This is a genomic window from Niveispirillum sp. SYP-B3756, from assembly GCF_009495745.1.
Classification (GTDB): domain Bacteria; phylum Pseudomonadota; class Alphaproteobacteria; order Azospirillales; family Azospirillaceae; genus Niveispirillum.
Genome location: NZ_WIDQ01000002.1, coordinates 401,779 through 420,870 on the forward strand (window position 1 = coordinate 401,779; position 19,092 = coordinate 420,870).

Annotated in this window: 15 protein-coding genes; 1 reads left to right on the plus strand and 14 read right to left on the minus strand. The window is 65.0% G+C overall.

Annotated features, from left to right (window positions below; translation table 11 throughout):
• Positions 1 to 113: 113 nt before the first annotated feature.
• The 3 genes from GE253_RS05765 to parE form a co-directional block, all read right to left on the minus strand.
• The gene (locus GE253_RS05765; RefSeq protein WP_153203411.1) at positions 114 to 347 is read right to left on the minus strand and encodes a DUF3126 family protein; all 234 of its coding nucleotides are present in this window, start codon (positions 345 to 347) and stop codon (positions 114 to 116) included.
• Between the two features lie 112 nt (positions 348 to 459).
• A complete protein-coding gene (gap, locus tag GE253_RS05770; protein WP_153203174.1) occupies positions 460 to 1,467 on the minus strand; it encodes a type I glyceraldehyde-3-phosphate dehydrogenase in 1,008 nt (335 codons plus the stop codon).
• Positions 1,468 to 1,838: 371 nt separating this feature from the next.
• Positions 1,839 to 3,830, minus strand: a complete 1,992-nt coding sequence (gene parE / locus GE253_RS05775; RefSeq protein ID WP_153203175.1) for a DNA topoisomerase IV subunit B — start codon at positions 3,828 to 3,830, stop codon at positions 1,839 to 1,841.
• 100 nt (positions 3,831 to 3,930) lie between these two features.
• On the opposite strand from parE, the gene GE253_RS05780 reads away from it, so the two are divergent.
• The gene (locus GE253_RS05780) at positions 3,931 to 4,329 is read left to right on the plus strand and encodes an acyl-CoA thioesterase (RefSeq protein WP_153203176.1); all 399 of its coding nucleotides are present in this window, start codon (positions 3,931 to 3,933) and stop codon (positions 4,327 to 4,329) included.
• Between the two features lie 75 nt (positions 4,330 to 4,404).
• Here the strand turns inward: GE253_RS05780 and cheB are convergent, their stop codons facing one another.
• The 11 genes from cheB to GE253_RS05835 all read right to left on the minus strand — a co-directional run bounded on the left by cheB (position 4,405) and on the right by GE253_RS05835 (position 19,020).
• The gene (gene cheB, locus GE253_RS05785) at positions 4,405 to 5,451 is read right to left on the minus strand and encodes a chemotaxis-specific protein-glutamate methyltransferase CheB (RefSeq protein ID WP_211101356.1); all 1,047 of its coding nucleotides are present in this window, start codon (positions 5,449 to 5,451) and stop codon (positions 4,405 to 4,407) included.
• 11 nt (positions 5,452 to 5,462) lie between these two features.
• On the minus strand, positions 5,463 to 7,703 hold the full coding sequence (locus tag GE253_RS05790; protein ID WP_153203177.1) for a response regulator: 2,241 nt from the start codon (positions 7,701 to 7,703) through the stop codon (positions 5,463 to 5,465).
• 22 nt (positions 7,704 to 7,725) lie between these two features.
• Entirely contained in the window at positions 7,726 to 9,336 is a 1,611-nt protein-coding gene (locus GE253_RS05795) for a CHASE3 domain-containing protein (RefSeq protein ID WP_173012518.1), read from the minus strand.
• A gap of 2 nt (positions 9,337 to 9,338) precedes the next feature.
• Complete coding sequence (locus GE253_RS05800; RefSeq protein WP_153203179.1) at positions 9,339 to 9,959, minus strand: chemotaxis protein CheW; 621 nt, start codon at positions 9,957 to 9,959, stop codon at positions 9,339 to 9,341.
• Positions 9,956 to 11,407, minus strand: a complete 1,452-nt coding sequence (locus GE253_RS05805) for a protein-glutamate O-methyltransferase CheR (RefSeq protein ID WP_153203180.1) — start codon at positions 11,405 to 11,407, stop codon at positions 9,956 to 9,958. The genes GE253_RS05800 and GE253_RS05805 overlap by 4 nt, the downstream gene beginning before the upstream one ends.
• Positions 11,404 to 11,901, minus strand: coding sequence for a chemotaxis protein CheW (locus tag GE253_RS05810; RefSeq protein ID WP_211101357.1), 498 nt, complete (start codon positions 11,899 to 11,901; stop codon positions 11,404 to 11,406). Before GE253_RS05810 ends, GE253_RS05805 begins: the two co-directional genes overlap by 4 nt.
• A gap of 237 nt (positions 11,902 to 12,138) precedes the next feature.
• Positions 12,139 to 12,426: a PAAR domain-containing protein gene (locus GE253_RS05815; RefSeq protein WP_153203181.1), complete on the minus strand. Its 288-nt coding sequence runs from the start codon at positions 12,424 to 12,426 to the stop codon at positions 12,139 to 12,141.
• A gap of 4 nt (positions 12,427 to 12,430) precedes the next feature.
• Positions 12,431 to 12,985: a DUF4123 domain-containing protein gene (locus GE253_RS05820; RefSeq protein WP_153203182.1), complete on the minus strand. Its 555-nt coding sequence runs from the start codon at positions 12,983 to 12,985 to the stop codon at positions 12,431 to 12,433.
• 1 nt (position 12,986) lies between these two features.
• Complete coding sequence (gene tssK, locus GE253_RS05825) at positions 12,987 to 14,408, minus strand: type VI secretion system baseplate subunit TssK (protein ID WP_153203183.1); 1,422 nt, start codon at positions 14,406 to 14,408, stop codon at positions 12,987 to 12,989.
• The gene (locus GE253_RS05830) at positions 14,405 to 15,772 is read right to left on the minus strand and encodes a DotU family type IV/VI secretion system protein (protein WP_173012519.1); all 1,368 of its coding nucleotides are present in this window, start codon (positions 15,770 to 15,772) and stop codon (positions 14,405 to 14,407) included. Before GE253_RS05830 ends, tssK begins: the two co-directional genes overlap by 4 nt.
• 14 nt (positions 15,773 to 15,786) lie before the next feature.
• Complete coding sequence (locus tag GE253_RS05835; RefSeq protein WP_173012520.1) at positions 15,787 to 19,020, minus strand: type VI secretion protein IcmF/TssM N-terminal domain-containing protein; 3,234 nt, start codon at positions 19,018 to 19,020, stop codon at positions 15,787 to 15,789.
• Between the last annotated feature and the right edge of the window lie 72 nt (positions 19,021 to 19,092).

The window sequence follows — 19,092 nt, forward strand, 5'->3', positions numbered from 1 at the left end:
CTCGCATTTCGATGCGATCAAAACAAGAACAAATCCACCATGAAAAAGGCCGCCACCTGGCTCCCCCAGAAGGGGGGCAGGGGCGGCCTTCACTGCTGCCGCGAAGCCCGATCTTACTTGCCCTTGGCCGGGGCGATGTTCGGCAGGTCTTCGGACAGGATGGACATGTTGAAGGCGTAGGAGACGTCGCCATCTTCCTCGTCCCGGTACAGCGTGCCGATGAACTCGCCATCCAACGTCACTTCGACGGGCTGGCCCTTCTTGGCCGGGGGGTTCACGGTGATCTTATCGTTGCCGAAATTACGGCGGAGATAGGCCTGCAGGCGGGCGATCTCGTTGGGGGTCATGTCTTTCTCGTCGGTTGCTTGAAACGTCAAGGGCGCCGTCCGCGACACGGACGGCGCCCAACCGTTACGACAGCGGAACAAAATCGTTCCGCTGCCGAAATCAGTGGGTCAATCAGCCAGCCTTGGCCATGGCGATGACAGTATCGCCCATGCGGTTGGAGAAGCCCCATTCATTGTCGTACCAGGTCAGGATGCGCACGAAATTGCCTTCCATGACCTTGGTCTCGCTCAGCGCGAAGATCGAGCTGTGGGCATCATGGTTGAAGTCGCTGGACACCAGCGGCTCCGCATAGGCACCCAGGATGCCCTTCAGCGGGCCGTTGGCGGCCTCGGTGATGAGCTGGTTGACTTCTTCGACACTGGTGTTGCGCTTGGCAACGAACTTGAAATCCACCACGGAGACATTCGGGGTCGGGACGCGCAGCGAGGTGCCGTCCAGCTTGCCCTTCAGTTCCGGCAGCACCTTGCCCACGGCCTTGGCGGCACCGGTGGAGGTGGGGATGATGTTCAGCGCGGCGGCGCGGGCGCGGTGCAGATCCTTGTGGAACGTGTCCACGGTGTTCTGGTCGCCGGTATAGCTGTGGATGGTGGTCATGAAGCCATGGTCAATGCCGATGCCGTTATTCAGCACGAAGGCGACCGGGGCCAGGCAGTTGGTGGTGCACGACGCGTTGGAGACGATCTTGTGTTCGGCCGTCAGCTTGTGATGGTTCACACCATAAACGACGGTCAGATCTTCATCCGTGGCCGGGGCGGAGATCAGCACCTTCTTGGCGCCGGCGGTCAGGTGCTTGGAAGCAGCTTCGCGGCTGGTGAAGATGCCGGAGCATTCCAGGGCGATATCAACGCCCAGTTCACCCCAGGGAAGCTGGGCCGGGTCGCGCTGCTGCACGGAACGGATGGTGTGGCCATTGACGACCAGATTGCCGTCCACGACCTCCACGGTGCCGGGGAAACGGCCATGCACGCTGTCATATTTCAGCAGATGGGCATTGGACTTGGCGTCGGCCAGATCGTTGATGGCGACGACCTGGATATCGGTCCGACCGCTTTCAAAGAGCGCGCGCAGCACCAGACGGCCAATACGCCCGAACCCGTTGATCGCAACTTTAACAGCCATGCTTTCCTCCGATTGAACGACGCCCCGGCCCAGCGGCCGGCCCATCGATGGCCTACAGCGTCCCACGCCTTTGGTAAACCCGGATTAGCCCGCCTTGTGCCCTGGGACAAGGCGCTTCCGCCTGAATCCGCCATGCATCATGCGCACGGCATTTCGGCTTGGGGGGGGGGGAGAAGCGGTGGACAGGTGTGACGGGCGCGCCATGCACTTGCGAAGGCGTTTCCGGTTTTTGGCGAGTTTACCGTCACCCCGGCGAAGGCCGGGGTCCAGACTTCCAAGCGCGACTCTTTACGAACTGGACCCCGGCCTTCGCCGGGGTGACGGAGATGGGAGGGAAAAGCTGACGAAGAAGTAACCTTCAAGGCCCTCCATCACACATCCAAATCCTGCGCAAACTTCGCATTCTCGGTGATGAACTTGAACCGCAATTCCGGCTTGCGGCCCATCAGGCTTTCCACCAGGGATTTGGTGGATTCCACATCATCCTTCTGGTCCGGGTCGCGCAGGTCGGGCACCACCACGCGCAGCAACATGCGCTTTTGCGGGTCCATGGTGGTTTCCTTCAACTGGGCCGGCGGCATTTCGCCCAGGCCCTTGAAGCGGCTGATTTCGATTTTGCCCTTCACATTCTTGAAGGTGGTGCGCATCAACTCGTCCTTATGCGCGTCGTCGCGCGCATAGTGCACCTTGCCGCCCCCGGCGATGCGATAGAGCGGGGGCAGGGCCAGATACAGGTGCCCTTGCTGGATCAGGGCCGGCATTTCCCGATAGAAGAAGGTCATCAGCAGCGAGGCGATGTGCGCCCCATCCACGTCGGCGTCGGTCATGATGATGACGCGCTCATAACGCAACTTGTCGAGGCTGAAATCCTTGCCGGTGCCACAGCCCAGCGCCTGCGCCAGATCGGCCAGCTCCTGATTGCCGCGCAGCTTGTCCACACTGGCCGATGCCACGTTCAGGATTTTGCCGCGCAGGGGCAGAATGGCCTGGGTGTCGCGCCGGCGGGCCTGTTTGGCTGAACCGCCGGCCGAATCACCCTCAACGATGAAAATCTCGGTATCTTCGGCACTCTGGCGCGAACAATCGGCCAGCTTGCCGGGCAGGCGCAGGCGGCGGGTTGGCGTTTTGCGCGCCATCTCCTTCTGCGCCTTTCGCCGTGCCCGCTCATCCGCCTTTTCGATCAGCCGTTCGATCAAGGCCTTGGCAGCATCGGGGGAGCCGGAAAGCCAATGGTCGAAATGATCCTTGATGGCGGCGTCGGTCAGCTTCTGCGCCTCCGCATTCACCAACCGTTCCTTGGTCTGGCCCTGGAAATGCGGGTCGCGGATGAAGACGGAGAGCAGCACCATGGCGCCTTCCATCACATCATCGGCGGTGATGGTGGCGGCGCGCTTGTTGCCCAGCAGGTCACCATAGCCCTTGATGGCGCGGATCAGCGCCCCGCGCAGGCCCTGTTCATGGGTGCCGCCCAAGGGCGTGGGGATGGTGTTGCAATAGGTGTGGCTGAAACCTTCATCATCTTCCGGCCAAGCCACCGCCCATTCCACCCGCCCGGCATCACCGGGGAAATCCGCCTGACCGGCGAAGGGGTTGGGTGTAACGGTGGCGCGGCCTTTCAGGCTGCTAGTCAGATAATCCAGCAGGCCATTGGGGAAATGCAGTACTTCAGCCGCCGGCACCTCACTGCCCGGCGGCAACAGGCTGGCATCACAGCTCCAGCGGATTTCCACGCCACGGTAAAGATACGCCTTGGAGCGGCAGAGCCGGTAAAGCCGTTCCGGCTTGAACTGCGCGTCGGCGCCGAAAATCTCTGGATCGGGGTGGAAGCTGACCGTGGTGCCGCGCCGATTCTGCACCGCACCCGCACTGGCCAGCGGCCCCAGCGGTACCCCGCGGGAGAAGCTCTGCACCCAAAGCTGACGGTCGCGCGCCACCTCCACATGCAGCCGGTCGGAGAGCGCGTTGACGACGGCGGAGCCGACGCCATGCAGACCGCCGGAGGTGGCATAGACCTTGCCGGAGAATTTGCCGCCGGAATGCAGGGTGGTGAAAATCACCTCCAGCGCGGACTTGCCGGGATATTTGGGATGTTCATCGGTGGGGATGCCGCGCCCATTGTCGCGCACCGTCACCGTGCCATCGGCGGCCAAGTCCAGTTCGATGCGGTTGGCATGGCCTGCCACCGCCTCGTCCATGGCGTTGTCCAGCACCTCCGCCACCAGATGGTGCAGGGCGCGTTCATCGGTGCCGCCAATATACATGCCGGGACGGCGGCGCACGGGTTCCAGCCCCTCCAGAACTTCGATGTCCTGGGCGGAATAGCTGTCCTGCTTGACGGCGGTATTCTGAAAAAGGTCGCTCATGCCCCATTATAGGGAGGGGGAACGCCAAGGTTCAAGGAGATGCAGTATCTCCGAACGATATATGCCACCATATTTTGTAGCTTGCCCTGGGAGGGCAGAGATGTCTGAGCGAGTTCCCGATTTCGACCGCGACGCCCCCGCCTCGCGCACCTTCGCCATGCCGAAGGATTTGAACGGCAATGGCGATGTTTTCGGCGGCTGGGTGATGTCGCAGATGGATTTGGCAGGGGCCGCCCCCGCCGTTCGGCTGGCCCGCGGCCCGGTGGCCACGGTTGGCGTGGAAGCGATGAAGTTCCACCGCCCGGTCAGCGTGGGCGACGAGGTGAATTGCTATACGGAGGTGGAGCGGGTGGGCCGCACCTCCATCCGCGTGCGCATCGATGTCTGGGTCCGCAAGGTGGATGGTACCGCCTACAAGGTGACGGAGGGCGTGTTCACCTATGTCGCCATCGACAAGGATGGCCGCCCGCGTCCGGTGATTAAGGCGACAACGGCGTGATCAGGGGAACTGGCGGACACGGCCACCAGTTCCGCCTGTACAGCGTCAGGCCAAAATGCGGGATGCTGCTGACGCTCAATCCCTGACCAATGTCACCAGTTTCGCCCCGATTTCCGTCGGGTTCAGCACGTGGCTGGCGCCACCCATGTCGATGGCGACGCCGGGCATTCCGTGGACCACGGAACTGGCCTTGTCCTGGGCGATGGTGGTGGCCCCCAGCGCGTGCAGGTGGGTCAGTTCGGCGGAGCCGTCGGCGCCCATGCCCGACAGCAGAACCCCTACCGCATCGGCCCCCACCTGGTCCGCCACGCTGCGGAACAGGTGGGAAACGGCGGGGCGCAGGCCGCTTTCCGGGGCGGCGTCGGACAGGCGGATCACCCCGTTGCGGTCAATGCCCAGATGCCGGTCATCCGGCGCCAGATAGACATGGCCCGGCAGGGTAGCCGTGAAATCGCGGGCCACCTGCACCTCCAGCCCGCTGGAAAGCCGCAGCCATTCGGCAAAGCCTTCGACAAAGCCATTGGCAATATGCTGCACCACCAGGATGGGCAGGGGGAAATTCGCCGGCAGGCTGGACAGGATGGTCTGCAACGCCATCGGCCCGCCGGTGGAGGCACCGATGGCCACCAGCCGGGGCCGGCGGCGCCCGCCTGCCGCCTCCCCTGCGCCTGTCCCGGCGCGGCTGCTGCTGCCCAGCGGTGGGGGGCGGCGCCAGCGGCGCACCACCTTCACCTCCGACATCAGCCGCACCGTCATCACCAGTTCGGCCGCCTCAGCATCATGATCCACATGGCCGATGCCGGCCGGCCGGCGCACAAAGGCCAGCGCGCCGGCCTCCACCGCGCGGAAGGTGGCGGCGACCTGATCGGTCATCATGCCGGAAACAATGACGATGGGCACCGGCAGCGTTTCCATGATGCGGCGGGTGGCGGTGAAACCATCCATGCCGGGCATATGGATATCCATGGTCACCACGTCGGGCTTCAGATCCTGCACGGCCGCCACCGCTTCCTCGCCGTTGGCAACGGCACCCACCACCCGCATGTCGGGCTGGGTTTCCAGGATACTGACCAGGAAAGCCCGTATTGTGGGGGAATCTTCGGCGACCAGAACCTTAATCACAACGCACGTCCTTAAAGCAGGCGACCGATCATATCCAGCAGGTCGCTTTGGTCGAAACTTTTCTTGACGATATAGGCACTGGCACCAACATCAACCCCACGTTCCCTATCCTCCCGCGTTTCCAGCGAGGTAATCAGGATCACCGGCAGATCGGCCGTGCGGGGATCGTGGCGGATTTTGCCGGTCAGTTCAAACCCGCTCATCCGCGGCATTTCCACGTCCGAGACGATCAGGTCGAAGCTTTCCTCCGCCAGCAGGCCCCAGGCTTCCAGCCCATCCACGGCGGTGCGCACCCGGTATCCGGCGGCTTCCAGCACATGCTTGAACAGGGTGCGGGCGGTGATGCTGTCTTCGGCGATCAGGATGGATGGGCGCGCCGGGGCCGCCATGCTGGTCAGGCTGCGGGCCGGGCGCGTGGGGAAATCCTGGCGCAGCGCGCTGCGCAGCAGCTCATGCACATTCAGCACAAAGCCCAGCCCGCCCGACGGCAGCATGATGGCCCCGGCGACGCAGGCCACCTGCGCCAGGGGCCAGCCCAGGCTTTTCATCAGGATTTCGGTTTCGCCAATAATCTGGTCCACCTCGATGGCGATACGCTGGCCGGCGGCGGCCACCACCAGATAATGCCGGAATTCCCCTTCCGGTTCCGCTCCCCCCGACAGGCGCAGCAGATCGGCCAGCCGTACCAGCCCAACGGCCTTGCCATCCACCCGTACCACCTCCCGCTGGTCCACCAGCTCCACCGCCCGCCAGGGGATGCGCGCCACCCGCTCCACCCGGTTGGTGGGCAGGGCCAGACATTGCGTGCCCACCCGCGTCATCACCACGCGGAAGGCCGCCATGGTCACCGGCAGCAGCAGGCGGAAGCTGGTGCCGGCACCGGGGGCGGTTTCCACCGCGATGGTGCCGCCCAGCCGTTCCACCTTTTCCTGCACAATGGCCAGCCCCAGCCCCCGGCCGGACAGGTCGGTCAGCCCATTGCTGGTGGACAGGCCGGACTGGAAGGCCAGCGCCAGGATCTGGCCTTGGTCCAGGGCTGCCGCCTCTTCTGCCTCCACCACGCCCTGGGCGATGGCCTCCGCCACCAGCCGGGCACCATCCATACCGCGCCCGTCATCGCTGATGGTGATCTCTGCCCGGCCGCCATCGCGGGGGGCCAGACTGATCGACAGGGTGCCCTGGCCGGGCTTGCCCTGGGCCAGCCGCTCGGCCGGCGTCTCCAGCCCATGGCCGATGGCATTGCGGATCAGGTGCAGCAGGGCGTCGCGCAGTTCATCCTGCACCCGCCGGTCCAGCTCCAGCCCTTCCCCGGCGACGACAAGCTGGATATCCTTGCCCTGTTCACGCGACAGTTCGCTTACATTCTGCGCCACCAGATCCAGCAGGTTGGCGGCGGGCTGCATCAGCACCTGCTTGGTGCCGCTCAACAGCCCATCCACGCTTTTGGCCAGCCCGCGCGCCTCCTGATCGGCCTCCATGGCCAGCTTGCTGAGGCGTGATCCCAGCCAGGCCAGCGTCTGCGCATCATGGTCGGCCTGGGCGGCCCGGCCCAGCCGGCCCCGGCTGCGCGTGCGTTCCCCCAGCTCTCGCCCCAGCCCGCGCAGCATGGCCGCCCGTTCCGCGCCGGACAGCTTGGCCCCGATCAGCTCTTCCGCCTGATGCAGCAGCCGGTCCAGCTGGGCGATGGGCACCCGCACCGTCTGCTTCACCGGTCGGTGGACCACCGTCTGCTCGGGCACAGGCGGCACGGCAGCGGGGATTTCCGCCACGGTTGCCACCGGTGGGGCAGGGGCCGGAATGGGCGGCGGCAGGGGCGGGGGCGGCGGGCTGGCCATGCCCGGTGCCCCCGCCTTCTGGTTGATATCGCCAACCAGCCGGTCCAGCCCCGGCGGATCGGCCGGGCTGGGGCCATTGCCCCCGCCGGGGATCATCACCCGGATGGCCCCCAGGCTGCGATGCAGCAGCTCCCGCAGGTCGCCATCCAGCGCCATGCTGCCCTGCTTCACCAGGGCCAGCAGGGATTCCAGCGCATGGCAGAGCGCGACCAGGGAGCCCAGATTGACTGTGCGCGCCGCGCCCTTCAGCGTATGCACCTGCCGGAAGATCTGCTCCACCAGTTCGCGCCGCCGCTCGTCGGCCACGCCGCGATCCAGTTCCAGCAGGGCCGCACCCAGGGCGGTGGCATGTTCCTCCGCCTCCACGGTGAACATGGCCAGCAGCCGTTGCAGAAGCTGTTCATTCCTGCTGTTCATGGACCGTCCCCGTCGCCGCCCGTCAGGCGCGATACTGGCTGACCAGCGATTTCAGCTTGTGCCCCAGCGCATTCAGATTATGCGCCGCCGTTTCCGCCTGTTTGGTGGCCACGGTATTCTGGGTGCTGGCCTGCCGGATGCTGTCCATGGCCAGCGCCACCTGATCGATGCCCACCTGCTGCTGCTGGTTCGACGCGACGATCTGGGTGCTGGCCTGGGTGGCGATGGCGATATTCTGGGCCAGGTTCTCAATGGCCTGTCCCGCTTCCAGCGACTGGCGCACCCCGGCATCCACCGCCTTGGAGCCCTGTTCGGCGGCCAGCACGGCGGTGGCCGTGGCCTTCTGGATATCGGTCAGGATGGCGCGCACCTGGGCCGTCGCCTCCTTGGACTGTTCGGCCAGACTTTTCACCTCCGTGGCCACCACCACGAACCCTTTGCCCTGTTCGCCCGCCCGCGCCGCCTCGATGGCGGCATTGACGGCCAGCAGGTTGGATTGTTCGGCCAGATCATTGACGGAAGCCACGATGGTGCCGATGGCCTGGCTCTGTTCGGACAGTTTGATCACCGCCTCGGCGATGGCGCCGATCTGGTCGCGCACCAGATTGATGCCGGCAATGCTTTGTTCCACCGCCCGCTTGCCGGTGGCAGAAATCTGCGCCGTCGCCTGGGCCGTGTCGGCGACATGCCGGGCCTTTTCGGTGGAAAGCTGGGAGGTTTTGCGCACCTCCTCCATGGTGGAGGAGGTCTCCGCCAGGGCTGTGGCCGTCTCCGCCGCCGATGCGGCTACCTGGGCGGTGGTGCTGACAATCTGGCTGCCGGCTGCGCCCAGCACATTGATGCCCTCCGCCAGTTCCTGCATCAGCTGGCGCAGGCTGCGCGTCATGCGCATGAACGTGTCGGAGAGGGTACCCACCTCATCCGCTCGCGTGGAGGGGGTGAGGGTGACGGTCAGGTCGCCGCTGCCGATCCGCTCTGCGATGCGGGTGATCTCCTGCAGCGGGGTGGCGATATTGCGGCTGAGATAAAGGCCGGAGGCCAGCACCAGCAGGCCGGCGATCAGCGCCCCGCCAATGACGCTGGCCCGCGCCATTTCTGTCGTCTCCTTCAGTTCCGCTTCCCGCTGGCGCAGCAGGGTATCTTCCACCGCGTGCATCTGGGCAATGACGCCGCGGAAATCATCCATCGCCTTCTGGCCCCGCAGGGTCATCACCGCCGCCTGGCTTTCCTGGAAACCCTGGTTGCGGCGGATATCCACGTTCATGCGCATGGATTCGGCCTTCACCGCGATGAATTCTTCCGCCCGGTCCATATTGCGCATCTGATCCGGATTATCCGTGATCAGGTTGCGCAAACTGCGGATACCCGGCTGCAGCCGGCCCAGGGCACTTTCATAGGGTTCCAGGAATTTCGGGTCGCCTGTGATCAGGAAGCCGCGCTGCCCCGTCTCCACATCCTGCATGATGGACAGCAGCTCGGTGATGGCGCCCTGCACCTGATAGGTGTGGCTGCGCCAGGCGGCGTCGGCGGTCAGCCGATCGGTCACCCGCAGGGAGACGCCGCCGACCACCAGCAGAACCAGCAGCACCATGCACAGGCTGCCCCAGATTTTCGTGCCCACGGTGACGCGCATGATCATTGTCCCCTTGTCGCCGGTCCCGGCAGGCCCGCCTGTGCGAAGCCATTTTCATCATCATTGAACAGTACGGGCCCATCCAGCAGGATGGTTCCCGTCCGTGAAATACCATGGAAAAAACGCCGGCCCTGCTGAACGGTTGCCGGCAGGCTGTCGAGCTGGTCGCGGGCGATGGCGGTAATGCCGATCACCCGTTCCGCCAGCAGGCCCAGCATCCGCTCCCCCTGTTCCAGCACGATGATGGCATCGGCTTCCGGCGTCGGCGGCAGACCGCAGAGCAGGCCGAAATCGATGGCCGAGACCATCTGTCCGCGCAGATAGAAGATGCCAGCCAGGAAGGATGGGGTGTAGGGCACCGGCGTGGGGCGCAGTTCCGTCGCCACCTCCCGCACCAGATGGCCTTCCACGGCAAAGGGCCGACCCTGGACCTGGAATTCCAGCAGGGTGAGCTGTGCGGCCGCATCCACCGGCGCTGCCGGTTTGCGGGCCAGTTGCCGGGCGCGTTCCCGCAGGCGGCGGCTTGTTTCTGCCTCCCCCGGCTCGAACCCGCGCGCCAGCCCTTCGCGGGCGGCGGCCAGGCGCAGATGCATCGCGGTCCAGTCGATCCTGCTCTCACTCATAACCCAACCTCGGCGCTGGCAACGCGGATGATCTCCGTCAGGCGACCGACGGTCAGCCCGTCGGATTCAGGCAATGTGTCCTCCGGCGCGTGGCGGCGCAACAAATCCAGCGTATTGCGATAATGCCGTCGGGCATCGGTCACCCGGCCTTCCCCCAGGGCCAGCCGCGCCAGGGCGAAATGGGCCAGCACAAAGTCGGGGTCCAGAAACAGGGCACGGCGCAGCGCTTCTGCCGCCTGTTTCGACTCCCCCCGCTCCTGGCTGATCATGGCCAGCAGGTAATGGCGCTCCGGGGCGGTCCGGTCCAGGCTCAGCGCCCGCTGGCAGCAAAGCGCCGCCTCTTCCAGGCGGCCTTCATTGGCGTGCAGCCGGGCCAGCATGGCCAGGGCGACGCCATCCGCTTCCAGCCGCACCGGATCGGCCCGCAGCAGGGCGATGGCTTCCCGATAACGCCCCTGCTGGTACAGCGGCTGTACCTTGCCCAGCAGATCATCCGGACCCTGGGGGACTGGCGGCGGCGGGGCAGGGGCGGCGGGGGGCGGGGCTGGCGGTGCGGGCTCTGCCATTGCCGGGGCTGGTGTCCATGGCACGGCGGCGGCACTTGCCGTCTTGCGATAGAAGGTGGCCCCCGGCAATTGGGCATTGACGAAGGGCTGGAACAGCTCGGTTGAGCCTTCGACCGAGCTGGCCACCAGCCACCCGCCTTCCACCAGGGAATTATGCAGGTTGGCCGCTACCTGCCGCGCCCGGTCAAAGCTGAAATACATCAGCACATTGCGGCAGAAGATGACGTCGATCGCATTGGTGTTGCTGGTGACGGACGGGTAAAGATCCTCTGCCAGATTGTGATAGGCAAAGCTGACCATGCGGCGGATGCGGGGAATGATCGCCTGCCTTCCGTCCTGAGACTCAAAATATTTCTGCCGGACGGCCGGATCAACGCCCCGGAAGGACCATTCCCCATAGCGTCCCTCCGTCGCGCGGCGCAGGGAGCGGGGATTGATATCGGTTGCCAGGATACTGATGTTCCACTGGGCAATATCCGGGATCAACCCGTCCAGCAGCATGGCCACCGAATAGGCTTCCTCGCCCGTGCTGCAGGCGGCACTCCAAAACCGCAGATGCCGGGTGCCCGCCTGTCGCCGCGCGGCGATCAGCGGCGGCAGCACGGTCTCAGCCAGGGCTTGGAAGCTTTGCGGTTCACGGAAGAAATAGGTTTCGCCGATGGTCAGATGGCTGGCCAGGATTTCAATCTGTTCCCGCGTCGGCTCCGTCGCCAGGAAATGCTGCATACAGGCGGCCGCATCCGGGAAGCCCAGTTCCTTGGCCATGATGGCCACCGCCCGGCCCAGCTCCGCCCGCCGTTCGGGGGCGTAATGCAGGCCGGTGCGCGTTTCCAGGAACTGGCTGAACGCCGTCAGCACGCCGCCATCGCCGTTGATGCTCATGCATCGCCCCGCTGGCGGCCAAGGCTGTCATCCAGGGCGGCTGCCTCCGTCAGCGACAGGAACCGGTCCACATCATGGATGAAGACGGGCCCATCGGGCAGCCGGGTGACACTGTCAAAATAGCGTGTACCGGGGACCACCCCCTCCACCGGCACCAGCGATGCCGCCGGCAGCTGGATGGTGCCTGTCACATGGTCCACCAGCAGGGCGACCAGGCGCTGGCCGGTGCGGACCATGACCAGCGCATCCTCCAGCCGTTGCCGGCGTGGCGGCAGATCGAAACGCTGGCGGATATCCAGCACGGGCAGAATGTCGCCGGCGACATCAATCACCCCCAGCACGATGGCGGGGGCGGCCGGCAGCGGTGTGATATCCACCAGCGGGGCGACACGCGCCACCCGTTCCAGCCGCAGCGCATAGCTGCGATCATCCAGCGTGAATAGCAGCAGATCGACCATGGCGGTCGATGGGATGCCGTCCTGGAAATCACCCATGCCGATTGCTGACCCTTACTATCCATGCGCGTGAGCCAAGCCGCCGGATGGCGGCGTCAGACGCCAGAAGGAACATGCATATACCGAACACGATGATCAATGGTTCAGAGTAGGGAATGGATTATGACTCTTGGTATTTACCTGTTCCCTCATATGTCGGGCGCTGCCTCCGGCAGCTTGGCTTACGCAGGCCGGCGGTCGCCGGCCTTCAAGGGTAAAGGCCCATGACCCTTGATATCAGCCGATGATCACCGTGGGGCAGCCCTGGATGATCACCCCGCCATGGGCGGTCCGGTCCCCCTGGCGGGCAGCGGCCCGGCCACCGATCCGGACAGTGGCAGACCCGCTGCTGATCTGGTCGACGGGGCCGATACAAAGGCAGGAATTGCCGGTCACCGCAGCGGGACTGAAGCCGATCTGCACAGAGGGCACGCCTGCCGGCAGGATCGGGCCCCCAACATGGGGCACTTGTCCGGTGGTTCGGGGGCAGAGATGCATGTCGGTGACGCGGGCTGCGGGCGGCATGGGCTCAGGCTCCTGTCAGGCTGATAAGGGAATGATGTAGTATCCCGTTGTTCCAACAGAACAACTCCGCCTCTCCCGCCTGTGGTGCTTCGGTCCAGATCTGCTGCACTGGGCCGAACAGGCGATCAAGCTGTGCGGGGTCACAGGTGGGCAGGATCAGGCGCATCACCCTAGGATCGTAGAAGCGAAAAAGCACCATGTCGCCCGATGGCATCCGGGCGAAGGTCAGTTTGCGCAGATGCAGGCGCAGCGTCGTGAAATCGACGTCGCCTTGCAGCACGATCAGGCAGGATCGGCCCCATTGCTGACGCAGGAAGCGCCAGGCTGGCCCCTCACCCCCGGCTTCCAGCGCCATAAGATAGGGTGCGACTTCCGCCAGATCATGCGCACTGTCCCCTTTATAGAGACATTCCAGATGAAGGTCGTCCTGATGTTCCAGCAGATAGTCGAAGATGGCGGGATCGCGGGCTGCATCGATCACCAGATAAAGCGGTGTCGTCCCCTCCGGCATTGGATGGTCGTGGGCGTTCAGAAGATCAGCCGGGCCGGGCGCCACCATTTCAGGTCGTTTCCGCCTTGAGCAGTTGCACGCGGGAGCTTTGCGGGTTCAGCTCCGGCATGAAGAGGCTGATGGCCCCCTCGGCCTCCACATAACGCCATTCGTTTTCCTGGGGGTCGATCTGGAAAAAGACAAAACGGGCGGAACGCTGGGGCAGGTCTTCCGGCGGGCGCGGCAGATGGGTCGGTTTCAAGCCGCGCGTGGCGACGTGATGCAACATTTCCGGCAGGCCCCGTGCGCTCAATTTCGCCCGGGTCCGCATCAGGTTGGCCAGGACCGCCTCTTCCAGGTCGCATTCAATCCGCAGGTAATAGCGGTTCTGGTGGCCCTGGAAGAAATGCGGCGGGATATCCGCCTCGTAGCAATTACCGTTAAACTCCAGCGTGATGGCGGCTTCCGGTCCCGCCGTCAGCCGTTTGGCCATGGTTCTGATCAGCCCCATCGCTTGGCGAAGTCCCCCCATGATGTCATGATGATCATAGGCTGGCAGGCCCCGGTGGGGTGTCTCCGTCTCAAGGGCGCCCTCCAGATCATATTCCTCGGTGAAGCTGGACAGCTCGGCCACGATGATGGACAGCAGGTGGTGCGCGTCTGCCGGGTGTGTGGCATCGGCCCGTGCCAGCAGTGCCCGCAGTTGGGCAACCTGCCGGTTCAGCATGGTCAAAATCAATGTCCGCAAGACATCCTGCGGCGTGCCATTGCCGGCGCGGATGCCCCGATCGCGCTTCAGTTCGGCGAAGCTCAGCGCCCGGTGGTGCAGCAGGGCCGTTACATCAAGCAGAAGCTCCCCCATTAACGGGTCGGCGGCCAGGTTCAGGCTGGGCGGCACATGCTCCTGGGATAATTGCAGCTTCCCATCCAGTGCATAAAGCGTCGCCAGCCGCAGCAGGCTGTGTCCCGATTGTAATATCTGGAAGGCCGGTTCCACATCCAGCACCAGTTCCAACTGATAGGTCAGGTGGGTTACCGGGACCGTATCATTGGCGTCGAACCGGTTGCGTTGGTTCCCGGCCTCAGGGCGCTGTCGGCGTCTTGCCCCCTGTGTCCCGTCGGGCGACGGCTGGCCCAGCCCGTCGCCTTCGACTGGCAGGGCGGCATAGAGGCCGATGGCCCCGCGATGGTCGGCCGGAACAGCGACGCGTGCCCGTGACGGCAGAATGGCATTGGGTCTGTCCGCCGTGCCGGCGCGGATCAGGCTGCCATCGGGCATGATGGCTTCCAGCGCCGTCACCGCGATGTCGCCATTCTCCAGGCCACCCTGCCGCAACGCCCAGCGGGCAACGCCCCAGCCATCGCGCCCGCCCAGCAGACGCCAATGGGCCTGGATCAGTGCTTCCGGCCGCGCCTCCAGCAGTTGAAAATGCTGGGGGGTCAGGAAAAGCCCCTGGGTCCAGTAAAGCCCCCTCAGATCATCGGCGCTCATGGCGTTCCCCTTACCGCCGGATCACTGCCGCCGGCCGGCGCTTCGCTGGTGAAGAAAAGATGGGTGACAATCGGCAAGGCCCCCTCGGCCCGTTGGGCCTCCAGGGCCTGCCGCAGGGCCAGTAGCAGCGTTTCCGGCGGCTCCCTCAGGGGGCGTGGGCTGGAAAACAGCGGCTTTGGCGTATGGATCAGGAAGCTCATTTCCGTGCCAGCCGGCGCATAGAGTGTCAGCTCCTTGTGCGGCGGCAGCAGGCTTTCCATCGTGGGGGCCCCTGACGCTGGCTGCTGGCTGACTTCCCGGGCGTTGTTCGGATAGAGATTCAACACGTCGCCGCGCCCATTGACATAGACCAGCGTCAGATAGCCCGATACCGGGGGCAGGGCGATCTGGAACGCCACCTTCTGGCCCAGGAACAATCTGGTGGCCCCATTCGCCAATGTCAGCCGCATGGGAAGGCGGGTGGAAGCCTTTTCATAAGGGGCAAGCAGTTCCAGGAAGTTGCAGAAGGGGCGGGGATGGATTTCCACCGCATCGCGCACCGTGCCGACGCCCTGAACCAGTGCGATGGCCTGCATCAGCCTGTCACGATCCTCGGCGCTGCCCAGGTAACCCCGCAGCGTCAGCCCGGGCCTGTCCCCCTCGCTCCAGTCCATATCCAGGGCGGCACAGGGTACGTTCTGCATCAGCAGGGCGACGCGGGCACGGGGATCATCCCGCAAGGTCAAACCGGGCAGGGCGTTGCTGCTTGGCACCCAGAGTGCCGGTAGCGGTGCCAGCAGGGCCAGGGCTGCCACCAGCGCCAGCCAGGGCCGCCTGACCGGGATCGGGGCGGCCACTGGCGCCGGCTGTTCATAGGGTTGCGGGGTGCGGCGGGGTTCTGCGGCCAGCAGGCGCGGGTCCAGTGGCGGTGTCTTCAGGGCCGCGCGCTGGTTCCGGCGAATATCCTGCAACTCTTCCAGATTGCTGCGGGGGCGTTCATAGAAGCCGATATATCCCAGGGCCAGCAGCAGGTAATGCAGGTCACGCAGGTCGTCATCATCCCCCAGCTTCTTGATCTGATGAAAAAAATCGTCCCCCGCCTCGTGCAATCCGCGTTCGCTGTATTCCAGGGTGACACCCCGGGCCATACGGATGTCGCAGGCCAGCAGCCGCGCGTCTGCCCAGCCGATCACGGCGACCGTGGCTGCCGCGATGCGGTCGGGTCCGTGGCCATCCTTGGCGGCTTCGGCCTTTGCCTGTTCCAGCAATCGCAGCAGCAGGGCGTGGATGGTGGCTGCTTCAGGGGTTCCGCTGCTTTGGCGCGCGGCGCGTTCGATCGCCAGAACTTCGGTGATGAAATGGCGGTAATGGTGCCGCAGATACATGGGGTGCCCTTTCATCACAGCAACGGTTGCATGATGCTGGCCGGCAGGTCATCCGGGCCGCCGCCTGCCGGGTCGAAACCGTTGATAAGCTGAATGGCGGCGTCCACGGATACGATGGGGCTGATCTCTCCGCCGGAGAGGGTCTGCTGGGCCTCCGCTGTCAGGCTGTGGTCGAAATCAGCGAGCTTCAAGCGGATGCGACCGCCTTTCAGGAACGCAGCCGCGTCCAACAGCATGTTGGCACCACGCCATTCCCGGACCAGCAGGCTGGCGCCACTGGGGTCCACGGCGGCGGGGACGGAAATGGTCAGCTTCAAGGACGTGCAAGTGGCCGCATCCCAGTAAAGCGGTGCCCGCCGTTCCGCTAGGCTACCCCCGGACCGGACAGCCGCTGGCTGCCGGGGACAATCCGCCGCCAACTGGGTACCTTGCGGCCCCTCGGCCATGTTGCCGATCTGGCTGATATTGTTGATGACCAGTTGCCCCGCCAGATTGCCACTTTCCCGGGCACCCGGCTGGCGCAGCCGGTTGGCCAGATCGGTGAACTCGGCGGACAAAGGCAGTTTCAGATCGAACAGGCTTGCCGGTGCCAGGCTGCCACTTTCGCGGAAGGGGGCCAGGACGCTGTCGCTGAACATGGCGACCGCCCCATTGCTGCCCGCCAGAAACTGCTGACGCTGGCTCCGCGGCAGTTGCAGGGCCTGGCTGCGGACCTGCCGCCCCCATTCCTGGTCGATATGGCGGCCGGCATCGGCCAGGGCCAGCAGCAGCACTGTGCGGGGGCCGACCCGCAGCAATTCCATGGCCGCCTTGTCTTCGGTGGTGTCGTCGCCGACCGGAAGTTCGCGCCGCGCCTTGGCCAGGATCTCCTCTGCCTGCAACAGGGCTGCGGCACTGCGCGCACCGGCGCTGCCCCTGGTCTGCATCGCCTCACCGGCCAGCTTGTAGCCGGTCAAGCCTGTCGGATCGGCAGCGAGCTGTTCTGTTGCCTCTCGCAGCAGGCTCATTGCCTTGTGCCAGTCTCCCTTCAGGAAGGGCTGCAAGGTGGAGGCCCAGGGGCGTAGTTCCGCCTGAGGTGTCGTCGCCAGGACAGAGGCTTCCAGTTCCCGGACCAGCCGGTCGAACGGGTTTTCATCCTTGGTGGCCAGCAGGGCCTTGACCGCCTGCGGCTCACCCGCCCGCAATGTGATACCACTGCCGAACTGGGCAATGAAGCGGCTCCAGCCGGTCTGACGCTGCGCCATGAAGCTACGCCGTAAGGTCTCCACCTCTTCGGCCGGGGCATTGCCGTGCGCGACAAGGATGGTCAATACGGGCTGAAGTTCCTTTACCCAGCCGGCGGCGGTATAGGCGCCCTCCAATGTCTGGCTGGGCATCGTGCCGGCGGCGCCCCAGAACTGGCTCAGGCTGAGCGGGGATACCCGGTCATTCAACCAAGCCAGCATGTCCGTCACATTGGGTGGATTTGATCGCCACAGCCGCCGGCTGAGCTGAGAGAATTCCTCCCGGTCCTGTGTGCGCCGCTCATTATCCAGCCAGGCGATATGGGCGCCATGCAGCCGCAACAATTGCTTTGGCGTGCCAAGGGAGGACAGGCGCTGGCCCAGGTTGCGTTGCTCTTCGGCCAAGTGCGCGCAGGCTTGTCCCTGCTGGTCGCACATGTCCAGCAGCGCTGCCCCCTGCGCCAGACTGACCGCCAGTCCGAAGCGCCGGCTGTCGCGCCGGTCCAGTTCCTGTTCCAGGCCGCCCAGCAGATTGCGGCCGACCGAATCTGCCCAGGCCGCCGCCCAGGATTGGCGCAGGTCACGCAGCCCCATCACAGGCCGGTACCAGCCGATCCAACCGGCACCCGCCACGGCACGGTCGAAGTCAAGCAATGCTTCGCCACAGGCGGTCAGGCTGCGCACGGCCCCCTGGTGATCCTGGTCGTTGCAGATATGCACGACGTCATCTGCGGCGCGGTCCAGTTTGGGACTGCTGTAAAGAAGCCAGAACAGGGTGGCAGCGGAGAGCAGCACCAGGGCTGCGGTTCCGGCCAGGGCCAGTCGCTGGCGCCCCCGCCGTACCGGCGTCAGCGCCCGTCCCAAGGCCCCGTCACGCGGGATCAGCCGGGCCAGCGCATCCTGGCTGAAACTGGCCGGATGATTGCCGCCAACCAGGTAAAGACTGCGCAACCGTACCGGATGCTGCAGGGCAGCCGGTGCCACAAGATCAAGCAGGAAGCTGGTAAGGGCGGGCTGGAACTGCGTTACCGTCTCCCCGAACAGGAAGGCCGCTTCACGTTCCAATGCGGCCTGCGGGGGAGCATCCAGTATTTCCAGCCGCCCCAGCCGGAGTTGATGAAAGAACCTTTCCAATGTCGTACTGAACCGGGCGGTCTCCGCCGTCAGGTCATTGCCTTCGGCGTCGGTGTAGACATGGCCAAGCGCCTGTGAACAGGCTTCCTGGGGCATGTGCTTCAGTAGATCGGCCGCCCCTGGCAGTTCGTCAAAACCTGTCAGTAGCACATGCAGGGGCAGGGCGGCGCCCAACCCCTGTTGCAGCCCGTGGATCAAACCGCGCAGCCGCTGCTGATAGGCTTGGCGGGCCGAGGCCCCGGCGGGGTCCATCAGCAACCGTATCGGCAGGATGACGATGATGCCGTTGGCGGCCAGGCCCGGCCGCAATGCGCGGCCCATGGTCAGCATCTCCCGCCAGGCATGGCGGGTGAGGGCATCGTCTGGAGAGGCGGCTTCGGTCAGTTGCACCACAACGCTGTCGCGTAGAAACCAGAAATGCCAGGGCGTATCGGGCTGTGCCGCCGGATCGGGTGGTGGCAGCGGCGCCGTTGCCGCTGCCGATCGCAGCAGGTTAAGCGCGAGCGGTGTGTCGCCCACCAGATAGAACCAGGGCAGGGCCAGGGCCTCCTTGCCGCCATCATGCCCGCTTTGCAACCTCTGCCGGGCTTCTGCCAGGCTTTGCCGCTGCCCCTGCTGCACGGCCGCCATCCGGCCATTATCGTTGGTTCCGGCATTATTTGTCTGGGGCGCGGCCGCCCGCCGCTGCCGCCAATAGGCGATAGCCGGACCGGCGGCACCTGCCAGCAGCAGCAGGATGACCAGTCCCCAGAGAACCGGTACCGGCAGATGTCCGCGTGCCAACGCGAACAGGCCGACCGCTCCGCCACAACCGAGCAAGGGCAGGGCCACGCGATAGGAGGGCAGGCGGAAGGAAAAGGGCAGGCGAGGCTGTGGGTTCTGCAGTGTCATATGGAGCATCTTCCGGCCAGTTTGGGTCGGTACATTAAAAGAGTATGATCTGGTTGCTTTGGATTTAATTCT

Coding starts and splice junctions, on each gene's coding strand:
- GE253_RS05830 (WP_173012519.1), bottom strand. CDS start 15,772: ATGTATCTGCGGCACCATTACCGCCATTTCATCACCGAAGTTCTGGCG.
- tssK (WP_153203183.1), bottom strand. CDS start 14,408: ATGAGCGCCGATGATCTGAGGGGGCTTTACTGGACCCAGGGGCTTTTC.
- GE253_RS05800 (WP_153203179.1), bottom strand. CDS start 9,959: ATGAGTGAGAGCAGGATCGACTGGACCGCGATGCATCTGCGCCTGGCC.
- GE253_RS05810 (WP_211101357.1), bottom strand. CDS start 11,901: ATGGGTGATTTCCAGGACGGCATCCCATCGACCGCCATGGTCGATCTG.
- GE253_RS05820 (WP_153203182.1), bottom strand. CDS start 12,985: ATGGTGGCGCCCGGCCCGGCTGATCTTCTGAACGCCCACGACCATCCA.
- gap (WP_153203174.1), bottom strand. CDS start 1,467: ATGGCTGTTAAAGTTGCGATCAACGGGTTCGGGCGTATTGGCCGTCTG.
- GE253_RS05835 (WP_173012520.1), bottom strand. CDS start 19,020: ATGACACTGCAGAACCCACAGCCTCGCCTGCCCTTTTCCTTCCGCCTG.
- GE253_RS05765 (WP_153203411.1), bottom strand. CDS start 347: ATGACCCCCAACGAGATCGCCCGCCTGCAGGCCTATCTCCGCCGTAAT.
- GE253_RS05795 (WP_173012518.1), bottom strand. CDS start 9,336: ATGCGCGTCACCGTGGGCACGAAAATCTGGGGCAGCCTGTGCATGGTG.
- GE253_RS05805 (WP_153203180.1), bottom strand. CDS start 11,407: ATGAGCATCAACGGCGATGGCGGCGTGCTGACGGCGTTCAGCCAGTTC.
- GE253_RS05815 (WP_153203181.1), bottom strand. CDS start 12,426: ATGCCGCCCGCAGCCCGCGTCACCGACATGCATCTCTGCCCCCGAACC.
- GE253_RS05780 (WP_153203176.1), top strand. CDS start 3,931: ATGTCTGAGCGAGTTCCCGATTTCGACCGCGACGCCCCCGCCTCGCGC.
- GE253_RS05790 (WP_153203177.1), bottom strand. CDS start 7,703: ATGAACAGCAGGAATGAACAGCTTCTGCAACGGCTGCTGGCCATGTTC.
- parE (WP_153203175.1), bottom strand. CDS start 3,830: ATGAGCGACCTTTTTCAGAATACCGCCGTCAAGCAGGACAGCTATTCC.